Origin of the sequence: Pseudomonas sp. MIACH (genome assembly GCF_001269925.1) — a bacterium.
Classification (GTDB): domain Bacteria; phylum Pseudomonadota; class Gammaproteobacteria; order Pseudomonadales; family Pseudomonadaceae; genus Aquipseudomonas.
In genome coordinates, this window is sequence record NZ_LHVO01000046.1 from 219166 (window position 1) to 244041 (window position 24876).

Genomic DNA, 24876 nt, shown 5'->3' on the forward strand with positions numbered 1-24876 from the left:
TGACCCGTCAAGTTGGGGCGTTGACCTGGCTGTGGGCCCTGAGCTTGCGCCGACGCTTGACCCGCAACATGCTGGTGTAGCGGCGGTGGTTTTTTGAATTGAGGACCAGGACGTAGATCAAGGCCGAGATGAGCGTGGATAGGTTGAGCAGCGTGGGTGGGTGGCTGGCCAGATAACCTATCGCCAATAGAATATTCACGATCGCCACGAGCATGAGTACCCAGGGCGCATAACGAAACCCTTGGCATAGCATTATTTGTCCAGCGTTAAAGACTAAACAAAGCGCCATGCCGGCTGCAAAAGCGTATTCATTGGGCAAGTGATGGCTTTCTGCGTAGTACGCCAGGCTAAGTGACATGTTAGCGGCGATATTGTTGAGACTAAGCAATAGAGCACCGCCGAACGACGGCAAGAATCGATACGCATAACGGCGCCATATTCGATACTCGCGCAGAGGGTCGGTGTAATCAGTCATGGCTGTCGAACTCCTCATACAGGGCAATAAGCAGGTGGCTGATATTCCCTGACAGCGCGCTGCCAGTAACCGATAGGGTCGCTCCGATTTGATCTTTGATTTGAGTGAGGATGTCCTGGCGTAATTGTGGATTGCTATACCGTTTGGGTAACTCCCCGGCGAGCTGTTTCAGCCGGACGATTTCGAATGGATGGCGGGGATTTTTAAGCCGCAGGATTTCGTCCGTTAACGTTGCCCGTTCCTGACGGCTCATGGCCCGCAGGATGTCCGTCATGTGGCGCCCCGTCGAACGCCGTATGGCCAACACTGATTTGACCGCAGCGAAGCTGCTGGAGCCTGCTCCCACAAGTGAGATACCGTCTAAGGCAAGCGTCGTTGCCTGATACCACCTTAACGTGTCGTAGTGATCATTCAGGGCGGGATTGATTAACTCGTTTCGGGTCCTCCATAAACTGTTCAAACACTGTGCCCCACTGGCCGCTGTCCCGACAAAAGCGATGTAGGTCAATACGAGGCTCGCACCTAGGGTAAATGGCGCTGCCGCGATACCCGTCTTCGCCACGATGTAGCTAATCACAGCTCCGCCGCAGGAAATCACCATCCCCGATGCCTCCTTCCATAGCTGTGATTCACGCGGGGAACGTGCCGCCAGTTCTGCATATTCGTCGGCAGTCTTAATAGGCCCGGCCGCCTCGCGCAAAATCACCCGTTTGGGCTTGATACTGCACAGCGGCACAAACTCGCGTAACACTGTTACCTGGTAGTCGCTGCCGATATGCACCACTCCAGCACCAACGATGCCGGGGTCGGCGTCGATGGTTCGATAGAGTTCGGGCAGGTCCAACAGACTCATGAGTCGTTGACGGGTGGTGGAGTGTGCATCCGGCACACCGCTACGCAGGAAATCGCTTGGCATCCTTTCACCGGTGAGTCGATAGAGGTGAAAGAGCCTGGGGAATAGTTCCCGGTTTTTATGTCAGGCCATTCGCTATGTTTTGTAGGATCATGCCTGCCAGTTATCTGATGCTTTTGAGTCGGTGAATTGACGTCAAATTGCCACTAGTGGCCCTCTGATAATTAATCAACTGTCCAAGAATTATTCTCGCTACAATTGCCAGCTTTGCCACTTGGTACGGGCGTTTCAGGTCCGTTGCCCACGAGAAGTCCCATGCTCATCGGTAGCTATTCACCCTCGCTGGTCGTTATTTCCCTGTTTGTCGCGATCCTTGCTTCCTACACCGCGCTGGACCTCAGCGGCCGCATTGCAACGGCCAGGGGCCGTGCTGTCTATTTGTGGATAGCCGGCGGGGCCATGGCGATGGGTGTGGGGGTGTGGTCCATGCACTTTATCGGCATGCTGGCGTTGCGCTTGCCATTTGCGCTGGGCTTTGACGTGGGTATCACCGCTTTGTCGTTGTTGATTGCGGTGCTGTCCAGCGGCTTCGCGTTATGGCTGGTCAACCAACCCCGTCTGCCAGCCTGGCAACTGGCGTTTGGCGCGCTGGTCATGGGCAGCGGTATCGCCAGCATGCACTACACCGGCATGGCCGCGATGCGTATGACGCCGGGCATCGACTACGACCCCACGCTGTTCGGTGCTTCTTTACTGATAGCAGTGGTCGCTTCCGGCGCCGCGCTGTGGATCGCGTTCAACCTGCGCCGTAATACCCCGTTCGTGCGCCTGGCCCGAGGCGGGGCGGCGGTGGTGATGGGGTTTGCCATCGTCGGCATGCACTACACCGGTATGGCGGCGGCCCGTTTTGCCGATGAAAGCTTCTGTGGTGCGGCATTGGACGGCTTGAGCGGCAATGGCCTGGATAATCTGGTATTGGTCACCACCCTGGCGGTGCTGGCGATTGCATTGCTCACTTCGTTGCTCGATGCCCGTCTGGAAGCACGCACCGCGGTGCTCGCCGACTCGCTGACCCTGGCCAACCAGGAACTGACTCACCTGGCCCTGCACGACATGCTCACAGGCCTGCCCAACCGCACGTTGTTGGCGGATCGCATTCAACAGGCCATTGAAGCGGTAAAAGAGCAGGGCGGTTGCTTCGCCTTGATGTTTATCGACCTGGACGGCTTCAAGCCGGTCAACGATGCCTTTGGTCATCACATGGGCGACCAGTTGTTGCGCGAAGTCGGCCTGCGCCTGCGCGAAGACCTGCGCAGCCATGACACCCTGGCGCGTATCGGTGGTGACGAGTTTGTCTTGCTGGTGCAGTTGACGCAGCCCGACGATGCCCTTGGCCTCGCCGAACGCCAGGTGATGTTGATCAACCGGGCGTTCCAAGTGGCCGAGCATGAGTTGAAAATTTCCGCCAGCCTCGGCATCGCGATGTTCCCGGGCAACGGTAACAACCCCCAGGAACTGTTGATGAACGCCGACGCCGCCATGTACCACGCCAAAGGCATGGGCAAGAACGGCTACAGCTTTTTTGATGTGTCGATGAACACCAATGCGCGCAAGCAATTGCAGTTGCTGCAAGACCTGCGCAATGCCCTTGAGCAAGAGCAATTTCGTCTGTATTACCAGCCCAAGTTTGATGCAATCAGTGGCATCCCGGTAGGGGCCGAAGCGCTGGTGCGCTGGGAGCATCCGCAACAAGGCTTGTTGTTGCCGGCGACCTTTATCGAACTGGCGGAAAAAACCGGCTTGATCATCCCCATCGGCGAATGGGTGCTCAATGAAGCCTGCCGCCAAATGAGCGTGTGGTACGCCCAGGGTTATGAGCACTGGCGCATCGCGGTGAACTTGTCGGCGTTGCAGTTCTGCCACGCCGGGCTGGTCAACAGCGTGGCCGGCGCACTTGCCCGGCACCGATTACCGGCCAACAGCCTGACCCTGGAGATCACCGAGACCACCGCCATGAGCGATGCCGATGCGAGCATGACGGTGTTGCAGCAGCTGTCGGACATGGGGGTGGACCTGTCCATCGACGATTTCGGCACCGGCTATTCCAGCCTGATGTACCTCAAGCGTCTGCCGGCCAACGAGCTGAAGATCGACCGCGGTTTTGTGCGGGACCTGGAGCACGACAGCGACGACGCGGCCATCGTTTCGGCCATCGTCGCGCTCGGCCAGGCGCTGGGGCTGAGGATTGTCGCTGAAGGGGTGGAGACCGATGTGCAACAGAGCTTCCTCACGCGGCTGGGCTGCAACTCCCTGCAAGGCTATCTGCTTGGCCATCCGCTGCCGGCAGACAGCTTCATGGCCGATATCCAGCGCGCCGAAGACGCAGCAATGCCTGACAAAAGCCGTGCATGACGGTTAGTATCGGATCCAACCCTTACACCGGCTTGGATCAGGAGACCGCACGCATGGACAAAGTTGTCATCATCACCGGGGGGAGTCGCGGCATTGGCGCCGAAACAGCATTGCTGGCGGCGCGCGAAGGTTACCGTATCTGCATCAACTACCACTCAGACGAAAAAGCCGCCCATAGCGTGCTGGAACAGGTGCGTGCCCTCGGAGCCCAGGCGATTGTCGTGCGGGCTGATGTCAGCATCGAAGATGAAGTGATCGCGCTGTTTCATCGTGTCGACGTCGAGTTGGGCCGCGTGACCGCGCTGGTCAACAACGCCGGCACTGTGGCGCACAAGGCGCGGGTCGATGAGATGTCTGAATTCCGCATCCTGAACATCATGAAAACCAACGTGCTCGGGCCGATCCTGTGCGCCAAGCAAGCGGTGCTGCGCATGTCGCCCAAGCACGGCGGGCAGGGCGGCAGTATCGTCAACGTGTCTTCGGTCGCCTCGCGCCTCGGCTCGCCGGGTGAATACGTCGACTATGCGGCCTCCAAGGGCGCGCTCGATACCTTCACCATCGGCCTGTCTAAAGAAGTGGCGGGCGAGGGCATTCGCGTCAACGCGGTGCGCCCTGGCTACATCTTCACCGACTTCCACGCCCTCAGCGGCGACCCGGACCGGGTCAGCAAGCTGGAGTCCGGGATTCCCATGGCGCGTGGGGGGCGGCCGGATGAAGTGGCGGAAGCGATTATCTGGTTGTTGTCGGACAAGGCTTCGTATGCCACGGGGACGTTTGTCGATTTAGGTGGCGGTCGCTAGCTCATGCAGTGCCTGCACCGGCGCCATCGGGAGCAAGCCCCCTCCCACACTTGAGCGTATTCAACGCTCAACATGTGGGAGGGGGCTTGCCCCCGATGGCGTCAGAACGCTCACCACCATCACTCAGAACGACCGCACAATCCGCCCCAACGTCTCCATCGCCTTTTCCGAGGCCTCAGTCCACGGGCTGCCGTAGTTCAGGCGAATACAGTTGCGAAATCGCTGGGTCGCCGAGAAGATCGGCCCCGGCGCAATGCTGATGCCTTGCGCCAGGGCCATCTGGAACAACTTCAACGAATCGGTTTGCTCCGGCAATTCCAACCACAGGAAATACCCCCCGGCCGGCTGGCTGACGCGCGTCTGTGCCGGGAAATAGCGGGCGATGGCGGCGAGCATGGCACTTTGTTGCTCCTCCAGGGCGTAGCGCAATTTACGCAGGTGCCGGTCATAGCCGCCATGTTGCAGATAATCGGCAATTGCTGCCTGGGCCGGCATTGAGGGGCACAGTGAGGTCATCAGCTTCAAGCGTTCGACTTTCTGCGCATAGCGCCCGGCAGCCACCCAGCCGACGCGATATCCAGGCGCCAGGCTCTTGGCGAAGGAGCCGCAATGCATCACCAGGCCTTCGGTGTCGAAGGCCTTGGCCGGCTTCGGTGCCTGTTGCCCGTAATACAATTCGGCGTACACATCGTCCTCGATCAACGGCACCTGATGGCTGCGCAACAGCTCGACCAGCGCCTGCTTCTTGGCTTCCGGCAGCGTGGCGCCCATGGGGTTCTGGAAGCTGGTCATGGTCCAGCAAGCCTTGATCGGGTAGCGCTCCAGGGTTTGCCCCAGGGCGGCCAAGTCGATGCCATCGCGTGGGTGCACGGGGATTTCCACCGCCTTGAGCTTCAGGCGTTCCAGCACTTGCAGGCAGGCGTAGAACGCCGGGGCCTCGATGGCGACCAGGTCGCCCGGCTCGGTAACGGCTTGCAGGCACAGGTTCAACGCTTCCAGGGCGCCGTTGGTGATCAGCAACTCCTCCATGGGCAGCATCAGGCCGCCGACCATATAGCGCAGGGCTATTTGTCGGCGCAGTTGTGGGTTGCCCGGCGACATGTCGGTGACCACCAGGCGCGGGTCCATCTCGCGGCTGGCACTGGCCAGGGAGCGGGCCAGGCGTGGCAGCGGAAACAGCATGGGGCTGGGGAACGCCGAGCCGAAGGGCACGGTATTGGGGTCTTTGATCGAATCGAGTACCGAGAACACCAACTCGCTGACATCGACTTCGGTGGACTCATGCACCTGCTCGCTCACCACCGGCTCGGAGAACGGGCTGGGTGCATGGGTGTTGACGAAGTAGCCGGAGCGCGGCCGTGCGCGGATCAGGCCACGGCGTTCCAGCAGGTAGTAGGCCTGGAACACCGTGGACGGGCTGACGCCATACGTCTGGCTGGCGTAGCGCACCGACGGCACACGCTGGCCGGGGCCGAGTACGCCAGAGCGGATCAGTTCTGCGATGTCGTCGGCGAATTTTTCGTAGCGTTTCATTTTGGCCTTAAACAAATGTTTTATATGAGTGGAGATCCCAATGTGGGGGGGGGCTGGCCCACCCCCACATTTGATCTTCATCATTTTTGATACCCAGGTATCAGCGGTTTAACGGCGCCACGAAGCGGCTGTCGGCTGCGGTAGAGATCCACGGTTCATCAACGTCCGTCACCTTGAACCGCAGGGTCTGCGAACTGCTCGCCGGGGTATCCGCCAGCAGCGCCACCGACACCGGCACATCGACGATTTCCCCCGGCGCCAGGCTGATCTCGGTCTTGCCCTGCAACTGGAAGCCTTTGGCGTCCAGCAGTTCCAGGCGGTACTCCTGGCGCTGCTGGGTCTTGTTGATGACCTTGAGACTGTAGATATTTTCGATCTGGCCCTGGGCGTTCTCGCGGAACATGCCACGGTCCTTGGTCACGTCGAGCGACACCATTGGCCGCTGCACCAGTGCCACCACCAACGCGGCAATCATCACCAGCAGCACCGCACTGTAGCCGATCAGGCGTGGCCTGAGCAGATGGGGCTTGCCGCCTTGCAATTGATGCTCGGAGGTATAGCTCACCAGGCCCCGCGCATAGCCCATCTTGTCCATGATCGAATCACAGGCGTCGATGCACGCCGCACAGCCGATGCATTCCATCTGCAGGCCGTCGCGGATGTCGATACCGGTGGGGCAGACCTGCACGCACAGCTGACAGTCAATGCAGTCGCCGAGGCCGACATCCGCCGGTTTGGCCTCGCGTTTACGCGGGCCGCGATGCTCGCCCCGAGCGGTATCGTAGGAGATAGTCAGCGTGTCTTTATCGAACATCACGCTCTGGAATCGCGCATACGGACACATGTGCATGCACACCGCTTCGCGCAGCCAACCGGCATTGATATAGGTGGCGCCGGTAAAAAACAGCACCCAGAACAGGCTCACGCCACCCATTTGCCAGGTCAGCAATTCGGCGGCCAACGGACGAATCGGCGTGAAGTAGCCAACAAACGTCAGTCCCGTCAGCACGCTGATGCCCAGCCACAAGGTGTGTTTGGCCGAGCGCCGCGCGAGTTTGTCCAGGCTCCAGGGGGCGGCGTGCAGCTTGATGCGTTGGTTGCGCTCGCCCTCGGTGATTTTTTCGCACCACATGAACAGCCAGGTAAACGAGCTTTGCGGGCAGGTGTAGCCACACCACACTCGACCGGCGAACACGGTAATCGCAAACAGGCCGAAGGCGCAGATGATCAGCAGCGCGGACAACAGGATGAAATCCTGGGGCCAGAAGGTCGCGCCGAAAATATGGAATTTGCTTTCGGCCAAGTCCCACAGCACCGCTTGCCGCCCACCCCAGTTCAGCCACACCGTGCCGAAAAATGCCAGGAACAGAAAGCCAGCGCCGGCCACGCGCAAGGTGCGGAACAGGCCGGTGAAGCTACGGGTATGGATCAGGTTGTCGCTGGATTTGGCCTTCACCTTCTTTGGGTGTATGGGCTCAAAGGTTTCCACGGTTGGGATTCGTTCGCTCATGGTCGTTCGCTCATCAGCCTCCATCAGGCCAATCAACTATGAGCGCCAGTCTGTTTGCATAACAGACTCAGGTGGGTCGATAAAAAGCGGATCAGATGGGATTTCTGTGCGTCCCTGCGGCAATGTGCTGCACCCCACGGTTAAAGGGGTACAGCCTTGTCCAGCAAGAGCTGATACAGATCAATTAAATCAGCGAACCAGGTTCGTCCGCCTTTACGTGCTGTCGTCCATCGTGGGCGCCTGCCACCGTCAGGGCGTCCGCCTCGGCTTCGGTGATGTAGATCCGCTCGGCCGCCAATTCCACATACGACATGGATTTTTCGGTGTCGGTCACGATATTGACGCGGGTGGCTGGCACGCTCTGTTCCTGGCCATTGTCGTCGAGCATGAAGTAGCACAGCTGGTTTTCGATACGTAGGGTCATGCCGATCTCCTTTTTCATGGGCTATAGGGGTTAGGGCTGCGCAATCGGCGTGGGTTCAAGGCAACTGACTGGCGGTCGCCGCTGTCCATCCTTTACCGACAAAGACAACGGACGGCATCCATGAACGCCTGGTGGCACGAAGTGTGGCAAACCCTGCAAGCCGAATTCGCCGATATCGGCGATGCGAAGCAAGTGACACAAATCACCGTGCGCCTGCTGATCGCAGCGATCCTTGGCGGCATCCTTGGCTTTGAGCGCGAGAGCAAGGGCAAGGCGGCGGGTGTGCGCACCCACATGCTGGTGGCCTTGGGCGCGGCGCTGTTTGTGCTGGTGCCGCAGATGTCCGGCAATCAGGCGGATGCCATGAGCCGCGTGGTGCAGGGCGTGATTGCCGGGATTGGGTTCCTGGGGGCCGGTACCATCATCAAAGGCAAGGATGATGAAGAAGGGCATGTGAAAGGCCTGACCACCGCGGCGGGTTTGTGGATGACCGCTGCGATTGGGGTCTCGGCCGGGTTGGGTCGGGAATCGACAGCGGTGCTGAGTACCTTGCTTGCATTGGCGGTGTTCAGTGTGATGCCAAAAATCGTCAAGCGGTTCGAGAAGGACTGACGATCACCGGCGGCATGGTCGTCGGCGGTTCTTCCACCGGTGGCGGCTCATTTTCCGGCGGTTCCTTCTCGGGAATCGGTGATGGCTCGGTGGGCGGCAGGGTCGGGTTGTCGATATTCGGGTCCGGGGTTTCTGCAGGGATCGGGATATTCATCGGTGTGGCCTCCTTTGTGCTTTGCTCTACCGGTGGACATCCGCCGATGCGAATTGATTCCCCGCCCAATGGCGGTACATCCACCTGAACTTTTAACCTCGGCCCAAGCTCGGACCTATAGCGGCCCTGCTCAGGGAGAGCGCTGCCGTATCAGAATTCGGATCAAGCAAAGAGCGTCCACAGGGCGTAAGGGGAAGATGCTCGATGACTGCTGAAACACTGGCTCCAGAAGATTCCATATTGCCGCTGTCCCAGGCGCTGTTGTTGCCCAGGATCGCGATAGAAAGCACCTCACCCGTGATCGACGGCGGCGAATTTGCTGTCAAGGCTGTGGTTGGCCAGCGGGTCAATGTCACCAGTAAGGTATTCGCCGACGGCCACGACAAGCTCGCGGTCCTGATCCGCTGGCGTGCGCGGCATGAAGAAAGCTGGCACAGCGTGGTCATGAACGACGTGGGCAACAATGGCTGGGAAGGCGCGTTTACCGTCAGCGTCCAAGGCCCCCACGAATACTGCATAGAGGCCTGGATCGATACCTTCGCCAGCTTCTGCTACGAATTGCGCAAGAAGCATGAAGCCGGTGTGCCGGTCAGCCTGGAGTTGCAGGAAGGGCGCAGCCTGGTGTTGCAGGCCGCCGAGCGCAGCGACAATGAACTGCGCGACCGCCTGATGCTGCTGCACCACGAACTCTCCGGCCTGCTGGAAACCGAGCAGGTCGCGCTGTTTTTGCACGAAGACAGTGCACACCTGATGACCCAGGCCGACCACCGCGCCTACTTGAGCATCAGCGCCGTGTACCCCATTGATGTGGAACGCGAAGCCGCGCAATTTGCCAGCTGGTACGAGCTGTTCCCCCGTTCGATCACCGACGATCCCGCACGCCACGGTACGTTTAATGACGTGCACGCGCGTTTGCCGATGATTCATGACATGGGTTTCGACGTGCTGTACTTCCCGCCGATCCATCCGATCGGGCGCAGCCACCGTAAGGGCAAGAATAATTCCCTGACCGCCGGCCCCGATGATCCAGGCAGCCCGTATGCCATCGGCAGCGAGGAGGGTGGCCACGAGGCGATCCACCCGCAATTGGGCAGCCGTGACGATTTCCGTCGCCTGGTCCAGGCCGCCGCCGAGCATGGCCTGGAAATCGCGCTGGATTTCGCCATCCAGTGTTCCCAGGATCACCCATGGCTCAAGCAGCACCCGGGCTGGTTCAACTGGCGCCCGGACGGCACGATCAAATACGCCGAGAACCCGCCGAAGAAGTACCAGGACATCGTCAACGTCGACTTCTACGCGGCGGATGCGATCCCGGGCCTGTGGACCGAACTGCGCGACGTGGTGGTGGGCTGGGTGGAAGAGGGCGTGAAGACCTTTCGGGTCGACAACCCCCACACCAAGCCGCTGCCCTTTTGGCAATGGCTGATCAGCGATGTGCGAGCCAAGTACCCCGAGGTGATCTTCCTCGCCGAAGCGTTCACCACCCCGGCGATGATGGCGCGCCTGGGCAAGGTCGGTTACTCCCAGAGCTACACCTATTTCACCTGGCGCAATAGCAAGGCCGAGCTGGCCGAGTACCTGACGCAATTGAACGAGTCGCCGTGGCGCGAATGCTACCGGCCGAACTTTTTCGTCAATACGCCGGACATCAACCCAGGCTTCCTGCACCAATCAGGACGTCCGGGTTTCCTCATCCGCGCGGCGCTCGCCACCATGGGCTCAGGCCTGTGGGGCATGTATTCGGGCTTTGAGCTGTGCGAAGCGGCACCCGTACCGGGCAAAGAGGAATACCTGGACTCGGAGAAATACGAGATCCGCCCAAGGGATTTCACTGCACCCGGCAATATCATCGCCGAGATCGCCCAGCTCAATCGCATCCGCCGCCAAAACCCGGCATTGCAGACCCACCTGGGCCTGAAGCTCTACAACGCCTGGAACGACAACATCCTGTACTTCGGCAAGCGCAGCGAGGATGGCAGCAACTTCATCCTGGTGGCGGTCAACCTCGACCCGTTCAATGCCCAGGAAGCCCACTTCGAGCTGCCGCTATGGGAATTGGGCCTGCCGGACGATGCTCAGACCCAAGGCGAAGACCTGATGAACGGTCATCGCTGGACCTGGTACGGCAAGACCCAGTGGATGCGGCTTGAGCCGCACATGCCGTTCGGGATCTGGCGCATCACTGTTTCCTAAGTCTTGCGCAGATCAACTGTGGGAGGGGGCAAGCCCCTCCCACATTGACCCGGTTCAGTCTGCAAGATTTTTCGAGAATTTCAGGAGTTTCCAATGGCGAAGAAACCCAAGGCTGCCACCTTTATCAAAGACCCGCTCTGGTACAAGGACGCGGTGATCTACCAGGTTCACGTCAAATCCTATTTCGACTCCAACAATGACGGCATCGGTGACTTTCCCGGCCTGATCGCCAAGCTCGACTACATCGCCGACCTGGGTGTGAACACCATCTGGCTGCTGCCGTTCTACCCCTCGCCACGCCGTGATGACGGTTATGACATCGCCGAATACCGTGGCGTGCACAGCGACTACGGGACCATGGCCGATGCCAAGCGCTTTATCGCCGAGGCCCACAAGCGCGGGCTGCGGGTGATCACGGAACTGGTGATCAACCACACCTCCGACCAGCACCCGTGGTTCCAGAGGGCACGCAAGGCCAAGCCGGGCTCGGCGGCGCGGGACTTCTACGTGTGGTCCGATGACGACCAGAAATACGACGGCACCCGCATCATTTTCCTCGACACCGAAAAGTCCAACTGGACCTGGGACCCGGTCGCCGGCCAGTACTTCTGGCACCGCTTCTATTCCCACCAGCCGGACCTCAACTTCGACAACCCTCAGGTGATGAAGGCGGTGCTGTCGGTGATGCGCTATTGGCTGGACATGGGCATCGACGGCCTGCGCCTGGACGCCATCCCCTACCTGATCGAGCGTGATGGCACCAACAACGAAAACCTGCCGGAAACCCACGACGTTCTCAAGCAGATCCGCGCCGAGATCGACGCCCATTACCCCGATCGCATGCTGCTCGCCGAAGCCAACCAGTGGCCGGAAGACACGCAGCTGTATTTCGGTGACCGCAAGGGCGATGACGGCGACGAATGCCATATGGCCTTCCACTTCCCGCTGATGCCGCGCATGTACATGGCGCTGGCCCAGGAAGATCGCTTCCCCATCACCGATATTCTGCGCCAGACCCCGGAGATTCCAGCCAATTGCCAGTGGGCGATCTTCCTGCGCAACCACGATGAACTGACCCTGGAAATGGTCACCGACAAAGAGCGTGACTACCTGTGGAACTACTACGCCGCTGATCGTCGCGCACGTATCAACCTGGGCATTCGCCGGCGCCTGGCGCCCTTGATGGAGCGCGACCGCCGCCGTGTGGAGTTGCTCAACAGCCTGCTGCTGTCGATGCCCGGCACGCCGACCCTGTATTACGGTGATGAAATCGGCATGGGCGACAACATTTACCTCGGCGACCGCGATGGGGTGCGCACGCCGATGCAATGGTCCATCGACCGCAATGGCGGTTTCTCCCGCGCCGACCCGGCCAGCCTGGTGCTGCCGCCGATCATGGACCCGCAATATGGCTACCTGTCGGTCAACGTCGAAACCCAGGCCCAGGACCCGCACTCGTTGCTGAACTGGACCCGACGCATGCTCGCGGTGCGCAAGCAGTCCAAGGCGTTTGGGCGTGGCAGCCTGAAGATGCTCTCGCCGAGCAACCGTCGGATCCTGGCGTATACCCGCGAATTCACCGGCGAAGACGGGCGTACCGAAATCATCCTGTGTGTGGCCAACGTCTCGCGCAGTGCCCAGGCGGCCGAGCTGGACCTATCGGCCTTTGCCGGCATGGTTCCGGTCGAAATGCTTGGCGGCAATGCGTTCCCACCCATCGGCCAGCTGAATTTCCTGCTGACCCTGGCGCCTTACGGCTTCTATTGGTTCGTGCTGGCGGCGGAAAACCAGATGCCCAGCTGGCATGTGGAACCGGCGCAAAGCATGCCTGACTTCACCACCCTGGTTCTGAAGAAACGCATGGAAGAGCTGCTCGACGAGCCGTGCCGCACCACCCTGGAACAGACCTCGCTGCCGGCCTGGCTGCCGAAACGCCGCTGGTTCGCCGGCAAGGACACCGCGATCGACAGCGTGCGCATCGCCTATGGCGTGCGGTTCGGCGACGCCGAGCACCCTGTGCTGCTCAGTGAAATTGACGTGACCAGCGCCGGCCAAGTCAGCCGGTATCAACTGCCGTTCGGCTTCCTCGGTGAGGACCAGTTCACCAGCGCCTTGCCGCAGCAGTTAGCCCTGGCCCGCGTCCGACGGGTGCGCCAGGTGGGATTGGTGACGGATGCCTTCAGCCTGGAGCACTTTATTCGCGCGGTGATCCAGGGCCTGCAGGCCGGCACGGTATTGAATACCAGCGAAGGTGATCTGCGCTTTGAGGCCACGCCCCACCTGGCCACGCTGCAACTGACGGACGAGTCCCAGGTGCGCTACTTGTCGGCCGAGCAGTCCAACAGCTCGGTGGTGGTCGGCGAGAGCCTGGTGCTCAAGCTGATCCGCAAAGTCAGCGCCGGGGTGCACCCGGAGCTGGAGATGAGCGCCTACCTGACGGCAGCGGGTTACCCGAATATTTCGCCGCTGTTGGGCTCGATGGTTCGTCACGATGCCGAAGGCCAGGACAACCTGCTGATGATTGCCCAGGGTTACTTGAGCAATCAGGGCGACGCGTGGGCCTGGACCCAGAACAACCTGGAACGTGCCATTCGCGATGAACTGGCCGAAGCCATCTCTGAACAGGAACAGCATTACAACGCACTGGGCGAACTGGCCGACTTCGCCGGTCTGCTCGGCCAGCGCCTGGGTGAAATGCACGGGGTGCTGGGGGCCAAGACCACCAACAAAGACTTCAAGCCCGAGCTGACCACCGCCAAGGACACCCAGGCCTGGGCCAAGGACGTTGGCGCGCAGATCGACCGCGCGCTGCAATTGCTCAAGCTGCACCAAACCCAATTGAACCCGGCCGATCAGGCGCTGGTCAGTGAATTGTTGACGCAGAAAAAGGCCATCGGCGCGCAGGTTCAGGCGCTGGCGAAAGCCACGTTGGGTGGACTGCGCATTCGGGTCCACGGTGACTTGCACCTGGGTCAGGTGCTGGTGGTGAAGGGCGATGCTTATCTGATCGACTTTGAAGGTGAGCCGGCGCGGCCCCTGCATGAACGACGCGGCAAGCACAGCCCGTATAAAGATGTGAGCGGCGTATTGCGCTCCTTCGACTACGCGGCGGCGATGGCCTTGAATGTACAAGGGGTGGACCACTCGCCCGAAGCGGACCAGGCGCGCAGACGCGTGACGGATCGCTACCTGAAAGAAGCACGCCAGGCATTTATCCAGGCTTATCAGGCCGCTGCGTCTACACTGGCGCATGACTGGCAGGATGCCAAGGGCCAGGACGCCGCGCTGACGTTGTTCAGCCTGGAGAAGGCCGCGTATGAAGTGGCGTACGAAGCGGAAAACCGTCCGACTTGGTTGCCGGTGCCTCTACAGGGCTTGCACGGGTTGTTGAGCGGGATTACATCTAAATCGAACACTGCACGCGGTGGGGAGACGTCATGAGCTTTACGAATAAAGAACCGCTGCAACCGAAGTTGACAGCCATGCCGGCGTCCAAGGACGTCGAAGCGCTGGTGCGCGCCGAGCACCACGACCCGTTTTCCATTCTCGGGCCACACGATGACGAGCAGGGCGGGCAATTTATCCGCGCGTTCCTGCCGGAAGCCTTGAGTGTCCAGGTGCTGAGCCGCGATGGCGGCGAACAGATCGGCAGCCTGGAGGCGACCCAAGTGCCGGGTCTGTTCGTCGGGCAGTTCCATACCCGCCAGGCGTACGTGCTGAAAATCCAGTGGGCCGGCGGTGAGCAGATCACCGAAGACCCCTACAGCTTCCAGCAATTGTTGCTGGGTGAGATGGACCTGTATCTGTTTGCCGAAGGCAATCACCGTGACCTCAGCAGTTGCCTGGGCGCCCAGGTGACCAGCGTCGATGGCGTAGACGGCGTGCGTTTTGCCGTGTGGGCACCGAATGCGCGGCGGGTCTCGGTGGTGGGTGACTTCAATATCTGGGACGGTCGCCGCCACCCGATGCGCCTGCGGCATCCGTCGGGCGTGTGGGAAATCTTCATTCCGCGCCTGCAACCTGGCGCCGCCTACAAGTACGAAATCCTTGGCGCCAACGGCATTCTGCCGCTCAAGGCCGACCCGATGGCGCTGGCGACCCAGTTGCCGCCCGACACCGCCTCGAAGGTCGCCGCGCCGTTGCAGGTGGACTGGCAGGACCACGAGTGGATGCAATCGCGGGTCGAGCGGCAGAAGACCACCGCACCGCTGTCGATCTACGAGTTGCACGTGGGCTCCTGGCAGTGCGAGTTGGACGAGGCCGGCGAAGTGGCGCGCCAGTACAACTGGCGCGAGTTGGCGGAGCGGTTGGTGCCGTATGTGCAGCAATTGGGCTTCACCCACGTTGAGCTGATGCCGATCATGGAACATCCGTTCGGCGGGTCCTGGGGTTATCAGGCCTTGTCGCAGTTCGCCCCGACGGCGCGTTTTGGTTCGCCGGAAGATTTCGCCTATTTCATCAACGCACTGCATCGCGCCGATATCGGTGTGATCCTCGACTGGGTGCCGGCGCATTTCCCCACCGATACCCACGGCCTGGCGCAATTCGACGGCACCGCGCTGTACGAATATGCCAACCCGCTGGAAGGCTTCCATCAGGACTGGGACACGCTGATCTACAACCTGGGGCGTACTGAGGTCCACGGCTTCATGCTGGCCTCGGCGTTGCATTGGCTCAAACACTTCCATATCGATGGGCTGCGCGTGGATGCCGTGGCGTCGATGCTGTACCGCGACTATTCGCGCAAGGCCGGCGAATGGGTGCCCAACCGCCATGGCGGGCGCGAGAACCTGGAAGCCATCGACTTCCTGCGCCACTTGAACGACGTGGTGGCGCTGGAAGCCCCAGGCGCGCTGGTGATCGCCGAAGAGTCCACCGCCTGGCCCGGCGTCAGCCAGCCCACCCAACAGGGCGGCCTGGGCTTCAACTACAAATGGAACATGGGCTGGATGCACGATTCGCTGCATTACATCCAGCAGGACCCGGTCTACCGCGCCCACCACCATAACGAGCTGAGCTTCGGCCTGGTGTATGCGTGGTCCGAGCGTTTCATCCTGCCGATCTCCCACGATGAAGTGGTGCACGGCAAACACTCGCTGATCGACAAGATGCCTGGCGACCGCTGGCAGAAGTTCGCCAACCTGCGCGCCTACCTGGCGTTCATGTGGATGCATCCGGGCAAGAAACTGCTGTTCATGGGCTGCGAATTCGGCCAGTGGCGCGAGTGGAACCATGATCAGCAACTGGACTGGTACTTGCTGCAGTACGCCGAGCACAAAGGCGTGCAAAAGCTGGTCGGTGACTTGAACCGCCTGTACCGCGAGGAACCGGCCCTGCACGAGCAGGATGACGCGCCCCAGGGCTTCCAATGGCTGATTGGCGATGACGCGATCAACAGCGTCTACGCCTGGCTGCGCTGGAGCAAGGACGGCAGGCCGGTGTTGGTGGTGGCCAACTTCACCCCGGTGCCGCGTGAGGCCTATAAGGTTGGCGTACCGTTCGCCGGCCGTTGGAGCGAGGTGATCAACAGTGATGCCGATACCTATGCCGGCTCCAATTTCGGTAACGGCGGTGCGGTATTTACCCAGGATGAACCGCGCCATGGACAGCCCGTATCACTGTCGCTGAATTTGCCGCCGCTGGGGGTCCTGATTTTGCGGCCCGAAACCAGTTAAAGGCTCTACCGTGCTGGATTCAGTTGTCCACGCTGCTGGCAGGGTGCCACAATGGCGCCTTTGTCATGGCAGTCGAATCGGGCGAACTTCATGAATGGCCTTGGGCGTGGGCAGGACCAGGATTGCTTTATAGAGGAGCAGGTGCGAACAGACCGCTTGCACCAGTTGTTTCGCCAGTCATTTGCGGCCATTTTCGGCAGTTATATGGCGGCAGCGATGCTTTGCTGGTTGTGCTGGGAACGCTTCGACCACACGTTCATGCTGGTATGGCTGGTGCTGCTGGGCGCCTCGTCGCTGCTGCGGATCAAGATGTTCCTGGACTGGTTCCGCTGTCCCAACAGCGAACGCACGCCAGACCGCTGGGAGCGCCGCTACTGGTTGACCCTGGCGCTCTCCGCCGGCATCTGGGGGGCTGGGGCATTGGCGCTGATGCCCACCGATGATCGACTGTCCCAGGTGTTGGTGATGCTGTTTACCGTGGGCATGTCGGTCAGCGCCGTGTCGTGTTATTCGGCCTATCGCTACATGACCCTGGTGTCCATGGGCCTGGTGTTGTTGCCTTGCACCCTATGGCTGCTGTTTCAGCCGTCACCCATGCAAGTCGGCGTCGCGATTGCGGTGCTGGTGTTTTCCACGTTTGTGGTCAGCGCCACGCGCAAGTTGTCCGATGCTCTGGAAAAAGCCTTTCGCCTGAGCCGGCAAATGGAACGCGCCCATCACCTTTCGACCCGTGCCGCACAGACCGATGAGCTGACCGGCCTGATGAACCGTCGGGCGTTTTTCGAACATGCCCAGGTGCTGTACGCGCAATGCCGTCACAAGCAGCAGCCGCTGTGCGTGCTGATGATGGACATGGACCACTTCAAGCAGATCAACGACACCTACGGCCACCAGGCCGGCGACCAGGTCTTGCGCCAGATTGGCGGGGTGATCAGTGCGTCGTTCCGTAAGGCTGATGTGTACGGCCGTTTGGGCGGCGAAGAGTTTGCAGTGTTGTTGCCCAATACGTCATTGGAAGCCGCACGGGACATTGCCGAGCAACTGGTCAAGTCGATATCCGGCCTGGTGGCCGAGCCCGTCAAAGGGCTTTCAGCCAGCCTTGGGGTGGCGTTCACCGATGCCGTGGATGAGGACCTGCACGGCCTTATGAATACCGCCGACAAAGCGCTGTACCGGGCCAAGGCGTTGGGCCGCAACCAGGTGGCGGTGGCGGAGTAGGGCGCGGCTCAATCCTTGCGCATGGCCTTGATCAATACCCGCGAAACCTGCTCGGCCGAGTAAGGCTTGGGCAGGAACTCGAAACCGTCATAGCCGTTGTCTGCCAGCTCTTCGCTGTAGCCCGAGGTCAGTACCACCGGCAGGTCCGCCCGGCGCTGGCGCAGCTGCTTGGCCATGGCGACGCCGGTGATACCGGGCATGACCACGTCCGAGAAAATCACATCGAAGGCCCTCGCATCCGGTCCCGCCAAGGTCAAGGCTTGTTCGGCATCGGTCACCCAAGTGGCCTGGTAGCCCAGGTCTTGAAGAATCTGGCTGGCAAACCGTCCAACCTCCAGGTTGTCCTCCACAATCAGCACCCGGCACTGCGCGGTGTCGTGGGACGCGGCCAGCCTTTCCTGGGGACTGTTTGGCAGCGCTGCCTTCGCTTCGACCTGGGGCAGGTACAAGGTGAACACGCTGCCTTGGCCGGGCGTGCTGGCCACATCGATATTGCCCCCCGACTGCTTGGCGAACCCAAAGACTTGCGACAGGCCCAGGCCAGTGCCTTTACCCACTGCCTTGGTGGTGAAGAACGGTTCGAAAATCCGCTCGACGGTGTCCTCGGGAATACCGGGGCCGGTGTCGGCGAGCGCGATGGCGATGTACCCGTGACCTGACCCCGCGTCGCCGCGAATGTATGGCAACGGTTGATCGCCGGCCACCCGCAGGGTGAGGGTGCCTTGGCCATCCATCGCGTCCCGTGCATTGAGGGCGATGTTGATCAAGGCGGTTTCAAATTGGCTGGCATCGATACGCGCGAAACAGGGCTTCGACGGCATCTCCACGCGCACATGAATGCGCGCGCCGGTCACGCTTTCCAGCATCTCGCCAATGTTCTGTACCCGCTGACCGACGTCGAAGACTTCGGGGTTCAGCGGTTGGCGACGGGCAAAGGCGAGCAATTGGCTGGTCAGCTTGCTGGCCCGCTCTACGGTATCCGCCACCGCGCCCATGTAGCGCTGGCGGCGCTGCTCCGACAGGTCGGGCTGGCGCAAAAAGTCCACCGACGAGCGAATGATCGTCAGCAGGTTGTTGAAGTCGTGGGCCACGCCGCCGGTCAATTGGCCGATGGCTTCGAGTTTCTGCGACTGGCGCAGCGCGGCTTCGGCCTGGGCCAGCGCCAGGGTGCGTTCTTCGACGCGTTGTTCCAGGGTGGTATTCAGTTCGGCGTAGGCCGCCAGGCCTTGGCGCACCTCGGCATCGGCGCGCACGCGCTCGATATGGGCCCAGGAGCGCTCGGTGACTTCGCGCAGCAAGGCCAGGTCGTAAGGGGACCAGGGGCGTGGTTTTTTGTCGTGTATGGCCATCAGCGCGGTCAGGCGCCCGTTCTTGATCAGCGGCATGCAGATCGTCGCGGTCACTCCCAGGGCCTGGAAGCTGGCGGACTCTTCGGGCGGCAACTCGCGCAGGTTGTCCTGGATCACCAGGGGCTCGCCGTCGTGCAGGCATTTGACCGCCTTCTCGCCGAACGCCGCCAGGCTGTAGCGGCCGATGATGCTGGGCGAGCCGGGCGCGGTCCAGTTGTCACGAATGGTAAAGCCGTCTTCATCGGCGTCCATGTCCGCGTAGGCGCAATTGCTCACTTGCAGGTGCTCGGCCAGCAGCCGGGTGGTGCTGGTCATGATGGCCTCGGCATCGGCGGCATTGACCACCGCGTTGGCGATGGCGTCCAGCACCGCCATGCGGCGCGCCAGGAACACCGTGGCGGTGGTCTCGGTGACGGTGTCGAGCATCCCGACCACATTGCCTTCGGGGTCGCGAATCGGGCTGTAGCAGAAGGTGAAGTAGGCCTGCTCCCGGCTTGGGCCGCGCTCGATCACCAAGGGGAAGTTTTCGATATAGGTGGCGTGGCCCTTGAAGGCGGCATCGGCGATAGGGCTGACGTCATCCCACACCTCGGCCCACACTTCGCTGAATGGGCGTCCCAGCGCATCGGGTTTGCTGCCCAGAATGGGGATAAACGCGTCGTTGTAGAGCGTGATCAACTGCGGGCCCCAGACAATCGCCTGGGGAAAGCTCGACGCAAAACACAGCGCGACCGTGGTCTTCAAAACGTCTGGCCACTGCTCCAGTGGGCCGAGCGGTGTATTGGCCCAATCATGCAGGCGCACCCGTTCAGCCATGTCGCCGCTGCTTTGCAGCCAATTCATCATTGGGGGAACACCTTGTTTTTCAGAGTCTTCGACGCGCCGTTGAGGATGCGGCGCACAGCTACAGACCCGCTTCAACGCTGCCAGTTCAGCGCAATTATCGGTTAGATGGCAATTTGATGCTTCATTCGTTTGATCAGCTGAAGCTCGGCTGGGTTGGGCGATTGCCCAACCTTATTGCGCGCCGAATAAACCGGTCCAGTAAATGCCCGCATCGCTCTTCGGGTCCATGGCATACGCCGCGCCCAATTCGCGAAACTGCGGGTTCATCAGGTTGGCGCAATGGCCGGGGCTGGCGAGCCAGCCGTCGACCACCTTGCGCGGGGTGTCCAGGCCGGCGGCGATGTTTTCGCCGATGTTCTTCGCGATGTATCCCGCCAGTTCGGCGCGGTCGCCAGGGGTGCGGCCGTCGTGGTCCAGATGGTCGAAGAAATTGCCGTTGGCCATGTTGCGCGTGTGGCTGTTGGCGGCACCGGCCAGCTCGTCGTTCCACGACAACGGGGTGGTCGCGGTAAATTCCTGGGTACCGCATTGGCGCGGTTGCGCGCGCGCGGTATTGATCAGGTCCAGCAGTTTGCGGCCTTCGGTTTGCCAGTCGCCCAGGCCGCTGGACAGCAACGGGCGGGCCAGCACGATGCGCCAGTCCTGGCCGCTGTTGCTCACGCCGATGTCGACGAATTGCGGGTCCAGCACCACCCGGCAGAAACTCTCGCGCACGGCTTTCATGGCGGCCTGGGCGTCCTTGGGACCGGAGAGGCTGATGGCCTGGACGTTGACCATCGGATACGCCGCCCGGGCCAGCGCCTGCTGCAGGTCGCCGACGTTATTGGCGGGCAGCACCAGCCGTGTGTCGCTGGCCAGGGGAGGCAGTTCCTGGGAGCCCTGGTCGCCGCAGCGTTGCACCTGGCTGCGGTATTGGTTGATCTGTTGCACCAGTTGACTTTCTTCATTCGCCATCGCGCTGGCGCAGAACACCGTACTGGCGGCCAGCGTCGTGAGACCCATCATCAATGACAGAACGCGCATGGACGTTACCCTTGAGCTTGAAAGTGCCCATGATGCGCGATGTAACCCCGTCTGGCGCAACGCCTTTTTTGTTTTTTTGCCTCAACGGGTATTCTGCGGGGCATTCACGGCGCGGATGCGGCCCGTTGCCATCGCGATGGCCAGCAGGATCAGACCGACGGCTACGGCGAACGTGGCATGCAGGCCGCCCGCCACGGATTGCGCGGTGGCGTGGGTGACATCCGGGGTTGCCCAGGCGAACACCGCCCCCAGGGCCGAGGTACCGAAGATCAGCCCTATATTGCGTGACAGGTTGAGCAAGCCTGCGACCGTGCCTCGGCGCGCACTGTCTACATCGCACATCACCGCCGTGTTGTTGGCGGCCTGGAACAAGCTATAGCCCGCCGTCAGAATCACCAGCCCCGCCAGGTAGGCGATCAATCCCGAGGCCAACGACAACAGCATGGCGGCGCAAAACAGCAGGCCCAGCCCGGCAAACGTCATCGGTCGCCAGCCGTGGCGGTCGGTGAGGCGACCCGCCGGTACACCGCCGAGCGCCGCGACACAGGGCCCAACGGCCATGGCCAGGCCCATCCATTGCGGGTCAAGCCCCAGCCCCTGGGACAGGTAGAACGGGCCGACCACAAAGGTCGCCATGATCACCGCCGCCACCAAGGCATTCATCGCGAGACTCGTGCGCAAGGGTGCTTCCTTCAACGGTGACCAGACGCTAAAAGGTGCGCCTGCCCGGCGTTGATCAACCGGCAAGTAGCGCCACGCGAGGCAGGCGGTGAGTAACCCCAAGGGCATGCCCACCAGAAACAGCGCGCGCCAGCCCCACACACTGAGCAATAACCCGCCAGCGGCGGGGCCCATGGCGGTGCCGACGGCTGACATCGTGCCCAGCAGGCCCATCACCCGGCCGGTGCGTTCCTTGGTCACCGTGTCGCCGACCATCCCCAGCGCCATTGCCATCATGCTCGCCGCACCCAGGCCCTGCAGAAGGCGGGCAGCAATCAGCCAGCCCAGCGAGGGCGCACCCGCACACAGCCCACTGCCCAGCGCAAACAACAGCAGCCCGCCGAGCAGCAGCCGGCGACGGCCCAGGCGATCGCCTAATCGGCCCGTCATGACAATCACCGCTGTGATCGCCACCAGATAAGCGAGCACCACCCATTGCACGGCGTGGAACGACACATCGAAGCCCTGCGCCAGGCTGGGCAGGCCGACATTCGCGATGCTGGTGCCGAGGGAGGCGAGCAACATGGACAGCGACAGGCTGGCAAGGCCGCCGCGTGAAGAGGTATGCATGGGAGATTCCTTGGGTGGACGCAACTGTCACAAATCTACGACGTCGCCTAACATGGCGGAAGACGCAGGGTTTGCAGTTAATACCTGCATCAAACGCCTGATGAGGAGCGCCGATGCCCGATCTCAATTTGCTGATCACCCTGGATGTCTTGCTGGCCGAAGGCAGTGTCGCCCGAGCGGCCAAGCGCTTGCAGTTGAGCCCTTCGGCCATGAGCCGTGCGTTGGCGCGCCTGCGCGAAACCACCGGCGACCCGCTGTTGGTGCGCGCGGGACGCGGGCTGGTGCCGACGCCCCGCGCGCTGGCGTTGCGTGAACAGGTCAGCCGCCTGGTGCAAGATGCCCACGCGGTGCTGCGCCCGGCACAATCCCTGGACCTGGCCCAGGTGGAGCGCACCTTCACCTTGCGCACCAGCGAAGAGTTCGTCGAAAACTTCGGTCCCGCGTTGCTGGCGCGCATCGCACAGGAAGCACCCGGTGTACGCCTGCGTTTCGTCAGCAAGACCGACAAGGACAGCACGCTGCTGCGCGAGGGCAGCGTCGACCTGGAAACCGGCGTGGTCGATCCCACCGCCAGCCCCGAAGTGCTGACCCGGGCGCTGTTCCGCGACCGCCTGGTGGGTGTGGTGCGCAGCGGCCATCCGCTCAGCCAGGGCGAGGTCAACGCCCAGCGTTTCGCCGAAGGTCGGCATGTCTATGTGTCCCGTCGTGGACAGGCGCGCGGCCAGGTCGACGATGCCTTGCAAGCGTTGGGCCTCACCCGGCAGATCAGCACCATCGTCGCCGGGTTCGCCACGGCCATCGCCCTGGCCCGCGACACCGACCTGATTGCCAGCGTGCCCGAACGCTACACCGCCCATCAGCGCGAAGGCCTGCACAGTTTTGCGTTGCCGCTGGCACTGGCGCCCTTCACCGTGGCGATGCTCTGGCATCCGCGGCTGGATGCCGACCTGGCCCACCGCTGGTTACGCGGGTGTGTGCGTGAGGTGTGCGGGCAATAAACGGCCTGCAACAGGTACAATCGCCACTGCCTTGACGCGAAACCCCAGGAATCTGCATGTTCAGCCTTACCCGCTACACCACACCGTGCCCCGAGCCCATCAATGCGCAGATCCTGCAGATGGTGGTGGATAACCTCACCGACATCAGCAGCGTCGCGCTGCCGCCGAGCAACTTGCTTTACAACATCTACCAATACGCCATCGGCTTTGAGGTGCACCTGTACCTGGAGGCATTGGACGGGTCGAAGGGGATTGCCGTTGAGTTGATCGTGGCGACGATTGAGGAACAGGTGATTGGCTTTTGCCTGTATCTGCCGGTGAAAGACGATCCTGAAGCCTGTGGCATCGCCTTTATGGCGGTGCAGGCTGGCTTCAGGCGCCAAGGTGTGGCGCGTGGGATGGTGGCGGACGTGCTGGCGCGCTATCCCCATGCCGAGTTGGCGTGTGCTGTGGAGAAGGTCCCGGCGTTTGAGGCCATGGGCTTTCAGGTGCGCGGCGCGCGCGGCACCCAGGTGCTGATGAATACGCGGGACTACGGCACCGATGGCTTGATGGGCGTGCTGGACGTGGCGCCGATCTACAGCTCCCTGGAAGTGCGGCAGATCCATACCTACCTGCTGCAAAAACACGGCAAGCGGGCGATGGTGGATGCCGAGAAACAGCGCGATCGGCATTTGGATCAACTGGCGCGCAAGGTCCAGTTGTTTGTGGCAGGGCGTTAGCCTGGGCCTGGTTGGCTTTTTTGTGGCGAGCGGGCTTCTGTGGCGAGCGGGCTTGCCCCGCGTTGGAGTGCGCAGCGCTCCCGTTTTTTTGGGGCCGCTACGCAGCCCAACGCGGGGCAAGCCCGCTCGCCACAGAAGCCCGTCTGCCACAGAAGCTTCTTCAGTCTTCAGTCTTCAGCGCCGTGCGCGGTTAACCATTGCCAGGATGGTTGCGAGCAACTCATCTTGCGCTTCTTCCCGGCTGATCTCGCCACTCGCCGCAGCATCGGACAACGCTTCCGCCGCCCCCAGCATCGCGCGTAATCCTGGCTGTGAAACCTGGCCAAAGGGCGCCAGTGCGGCGCGGCATTTGTCGAGAAAAATCGCCTCGTATTTGCGCTTGAGCGCTTCCAACTCCGGCGAGCTGCTCAGTGCCGCAATCACCCCCGGAATTTCCCGCCCCTGCAATAACACGCAATCGACATAGCACGAGGCAATCACCCCTGCGCGCTCTGCCAAGGTCGCGCCGCTGGCGTCGAGGGCCTCGGTAAACACCTGGTTTTGCCGCCCGTCGAAGTCTTCATACAGCGCGGCGAGCAAGCCGGCGCGGGTGACGAAATGGTCGTAGACCACTGGCTTGGTGACGCCTGCCAGTTCTGCCAGGCGGCCGAGGGTCAAGGCTTCGGTGCCTTCCTCGCGCACCAGTTGCCAGGCGATATCCAATAATTGGCGCAGGCGATCTTCACGGGACAGGCGACGGCGTGGGGCAGGGGATTCAGGGCTTGACATGGTTATATACCAAAAGTAACT

19 protein-coding genes are annotated in these 24876 nt (G+C 61.6%); 9 read left to right on the forward strand and 10 right to left on the reverse strand.

Going from position 1 to position 24876, the window contains the following annotated elements; genetic code table 11:
* Nucleotides 1–7: 7 nt before the first annotated feature.
* Together AD670_RS18035 and AD670_RS18040 are read right to left on the reverse strand one after the other, a co-directional pair.
* Nucleotides 8–475, reverse strand: a complete 468-nt coding sequence (locus AD670_RS18035; protein WP_053135247.1) for a hypothetical protein — start codon at nucleotides 473–475, stop codon at nucleotides 8–10.
* Nucleotides 468–1391 (reverse strand): hypothetical protein, encoded by a 924-nt coding sequence (locus AD670_RS18040; protein ID WP_053135250.1) that lies wholly within the window; start codon nucleotides 1389–1391, stop codon nucleotides 468–470. Before AD670_RS18040 ends, AD670_RS18035 begins: the two co-directional genes overlap by 8 nt.
* A gap of 252 nt (nucleotides 1392–1643) precedes the next feature.
* On the opposite strand from AD670_RS18040, the gene AD670_RS18045 reads away from it, so the two are divergent.
* Nucleotides 1644–3740 carry a bifunctional diguanylate cyclase/phosphodiesterase gene (locus AD670_RS18045; RefSeq protein ID WP_053135253.1) on the forward strand — a complete coding sequence of 699 codons (2097 nt, stop codon included), beginning with the start codon at nucleotides 1644–1646 and terminating at the stop codon, nucleotides 3738–3740.
* A 53-nt stretch (nucleotides 3741–3793) separates the two neighbouring features.
* Complete coding sequence (locus tag AD670_RS18050) at nucleotides 3794–4540, forward strand: SDR family oxidoreductase (RefSeq protein WP_053135255.1); 747 nt, start codon at nucleotides 3794–3796, stop codon at nucleotides 4538–4540.
* Between the two features lie 123 nt (nucleotides 4541–4663).
* Here the strand turns inward: AD670_RS18050 and mapR are convergent, their stop codons facing one another.
* From mapR to AD670_RS18065, 3 genes are all read right to left on the reverse strand, one after another.
* Entirely contained in the window at nucleotides 4664–6073 is a 1410-nt protein-coding gene (mapR, locus tag AD670_RS18055) for a GntR family transcriptional regulator MpaR (RefSeq protein ID WP_053135258.1), read from the reverse strand.
* Nucleotides 6074–6173: 100 nt separating this feature from the next.
* A complete protein-coding gene (ccoG, locus tag AD670_RS18060; protein ID WP_053135261.1) occupies nucleotides 6174–7583 on the reverse strand; it encodes a cytochrome c oxidase accessory protein CcoG in 1410 nt (469 codons plus the stop codon).
* Nucleotides 7584–7767: 184 nt separating this feature from the next.
* Nucleotides 7768–8007 carry a DUF3203 family protein gene (locus AD670_RS18065; protein WP_053135264.1) on the reverse strand — a complete coding sequence of 80 codons (240 nt, stop codon included), beginning with the start codon at nucleotides 8005–8007 and terminating at the stop codon, nucleotides 7768–7770.
* A gap of 120 nt (nucleotides 8008–8127) precedes the next feature.
* Between AD670_RS18065 and AD670_RS18070 the strand changes: the two genes are divergently transcribed.
* On the forward strand, nucleotides 8128–8619 hold the full coding sequence (locus tag AD670_RS18070) for an MgtC/SapB family protein (protein ID WP_053135266.1): 492 nt from the start codon (nucleotides 8128–8130) through the stop codon (nucleotides 8617–8619).
* Here AD670_RS18070 and AD670_RS31690 read toward each other — a convergent pair.
* Entirely contained in the window at nucleotides 8597–8773 is a 177-nt protein-coding gene (locus tag AD670_RS31690) for a hypothetical protein (protein ID WP_172681496.1), read from the reverse strand. The genes AD670_RS18070 and AD670_RS31690 overlap by 23 nt on opposite strands.
* A 204-nt stretch (nucleotides 8774–8977) precedes the next feature.
* Between AD670_RS31690 and AD670_RS18075 the strand changes: the two genes are divergently transcribed.
* From AD670_RS18075 to AD670_RS18090, 4 genes are all read left to right on the forward strand, one after another.
* Nucleotides 8978–10966: an alpha-1,4-glucan--maltose-1-phosphate maltosyltransferase gene (locus tag AD670_RS18075; protein ID WP_053135269.1), complete on the forward strand. Its 1989-nt coding sequence runs from the start codon at nucleotides 8978–8980 to the stop codon at nucleotides 10964–10966.
* Nucleotides 10967–11059: 93 nt separating this feature from the next.
* Nucleotides 11060–14407 (forward strand): maltose alpha-D-glucosyltransferase, encoded by a 3348-nt coding sequence (gene treS / locus AD670_RS18080; protein ID WP_053135272.1) that lies wholly within the window; start codon nucleotides 11060–11062, stop codon nucleotides 14405–14407.
* Nucleotides 14404–16641, forward strand: coding sequence for a 1,4-alpha-glucan branching protein GlgB (glgB, locus tag AD670_RS18085; RefSeq protein ID WP_053135276.1), 2238 nt, complete (start codon nucleotides 14404–14406; stop codon nucleotides 16639–16641). The genes treS and glgB overlap by 4 nt, the downstream gene beginning before the upstream one ends.
* A 51-nt stretch (nucleotides 16642–16692) precedes the next feature.
* Nucleotides 16693–17859: a diguanylate cyclase gene (locus tag AD670_RS18090; protein ID WP_053135278.1), complete on the forward strand. Its 1167-nt coding sequence runs from the start codon at nucleotides 16693–16695 to the stop codon at nucleotides 17857–17859.
* A gap of 8 nt (nucleotides 17860–17867) precedes the next feature.
* On the opposite strand, the gene AD670_RS18095 is transcribed toward AD670_RS18090, so the two are convergent.
* From AD670_RS18095 to AD670_RS18105, 3 genes are all read right to left on the reverse strand, one after another.
* Nucleotides 17868–20054 (reverse strand): GAF domain-containing protein, encoded by a 2187-nt coding sequence (locus AD670_RS18095; RefSeq protein ID WP_053135280.1) that lies wholly within the window; start codon nucleotides 20052–20054, stop codon nucleotides 17868–17870.
* A 171-nt stretch (nucleotides 20055–20225) separates the two neighbouring features.
* A complete protein-coding gene (locus AD670_RS18100) occupies nucleotides 20226–21077 on the reverse strand; it encodes a CAP domain-containing protein (protein ID WP_053135283.1) in 852 nt (283 codons plus the stop codon).
* An 81-nt stretch (nucleotides 21078–21158) separates the two neighbouring features.
* On the reverse strand, nucleotides 21159–22367 hold the full coding sequence (locus AD670_RS18105) for an MFS transporter (RefSeq protein WP_053135286.1): 1209 nt from the start codon (nucleotides 22365–22367) through the stop codon (nucleotides 21159–21161).
* A 113-nt stretch (nucleotides 22368–22480) separates the two neighbouring features.
* Here AD670_RS18105 and AD670_RS18110 point away from each other — a divergent pair, with 113 nt between their 5' ends.
* Together AD670_RS18110 and AD670_RS18115 are read left to right on the forward strand one after the other, a co-directional pair.
* A complete protein-coding gene (locus AD670_RS18110) occupies nucleotides 22481–23365 on the forward strand; it encodes a LysR family transcriptional regulator (RefSeq protein ID WP_053135289.1) in 885 nt (294 codons plus the stop codon).
* Between the two features lie 56 nt (nucleotides 23366–23421).
* Complete coding sequence (locus AD670_RS18115; protein WP_053135290.1) at nucleotides 23422–24087, forward strand: GNAT family N-acetyltransferase; 666 nt, start codon at nucleotides 23422–23424, stop codon at nucleotides 24085–24087.
* A gap of 174 nt (nucleotides 24088–24261) precedes the next feature.
* Here the strand turns inward: AD670_RS18115 and AD670_RS18120 are convergent, their stop codons facing one another.
* Nucleotides 24262–24855 (reverse strand): TetR/AcrR family transcriptional regulator, encoded by a 594-nt coding sequence (locus AD670_RS18120; protein ID WP_053135293.1) that lies wholly within the window; start codon nucleotides 24853–24855, stop codon nucleotides 24262–24264.
* Nucleotides 24856–24876 lie beyond the last annotated feature (21 nt).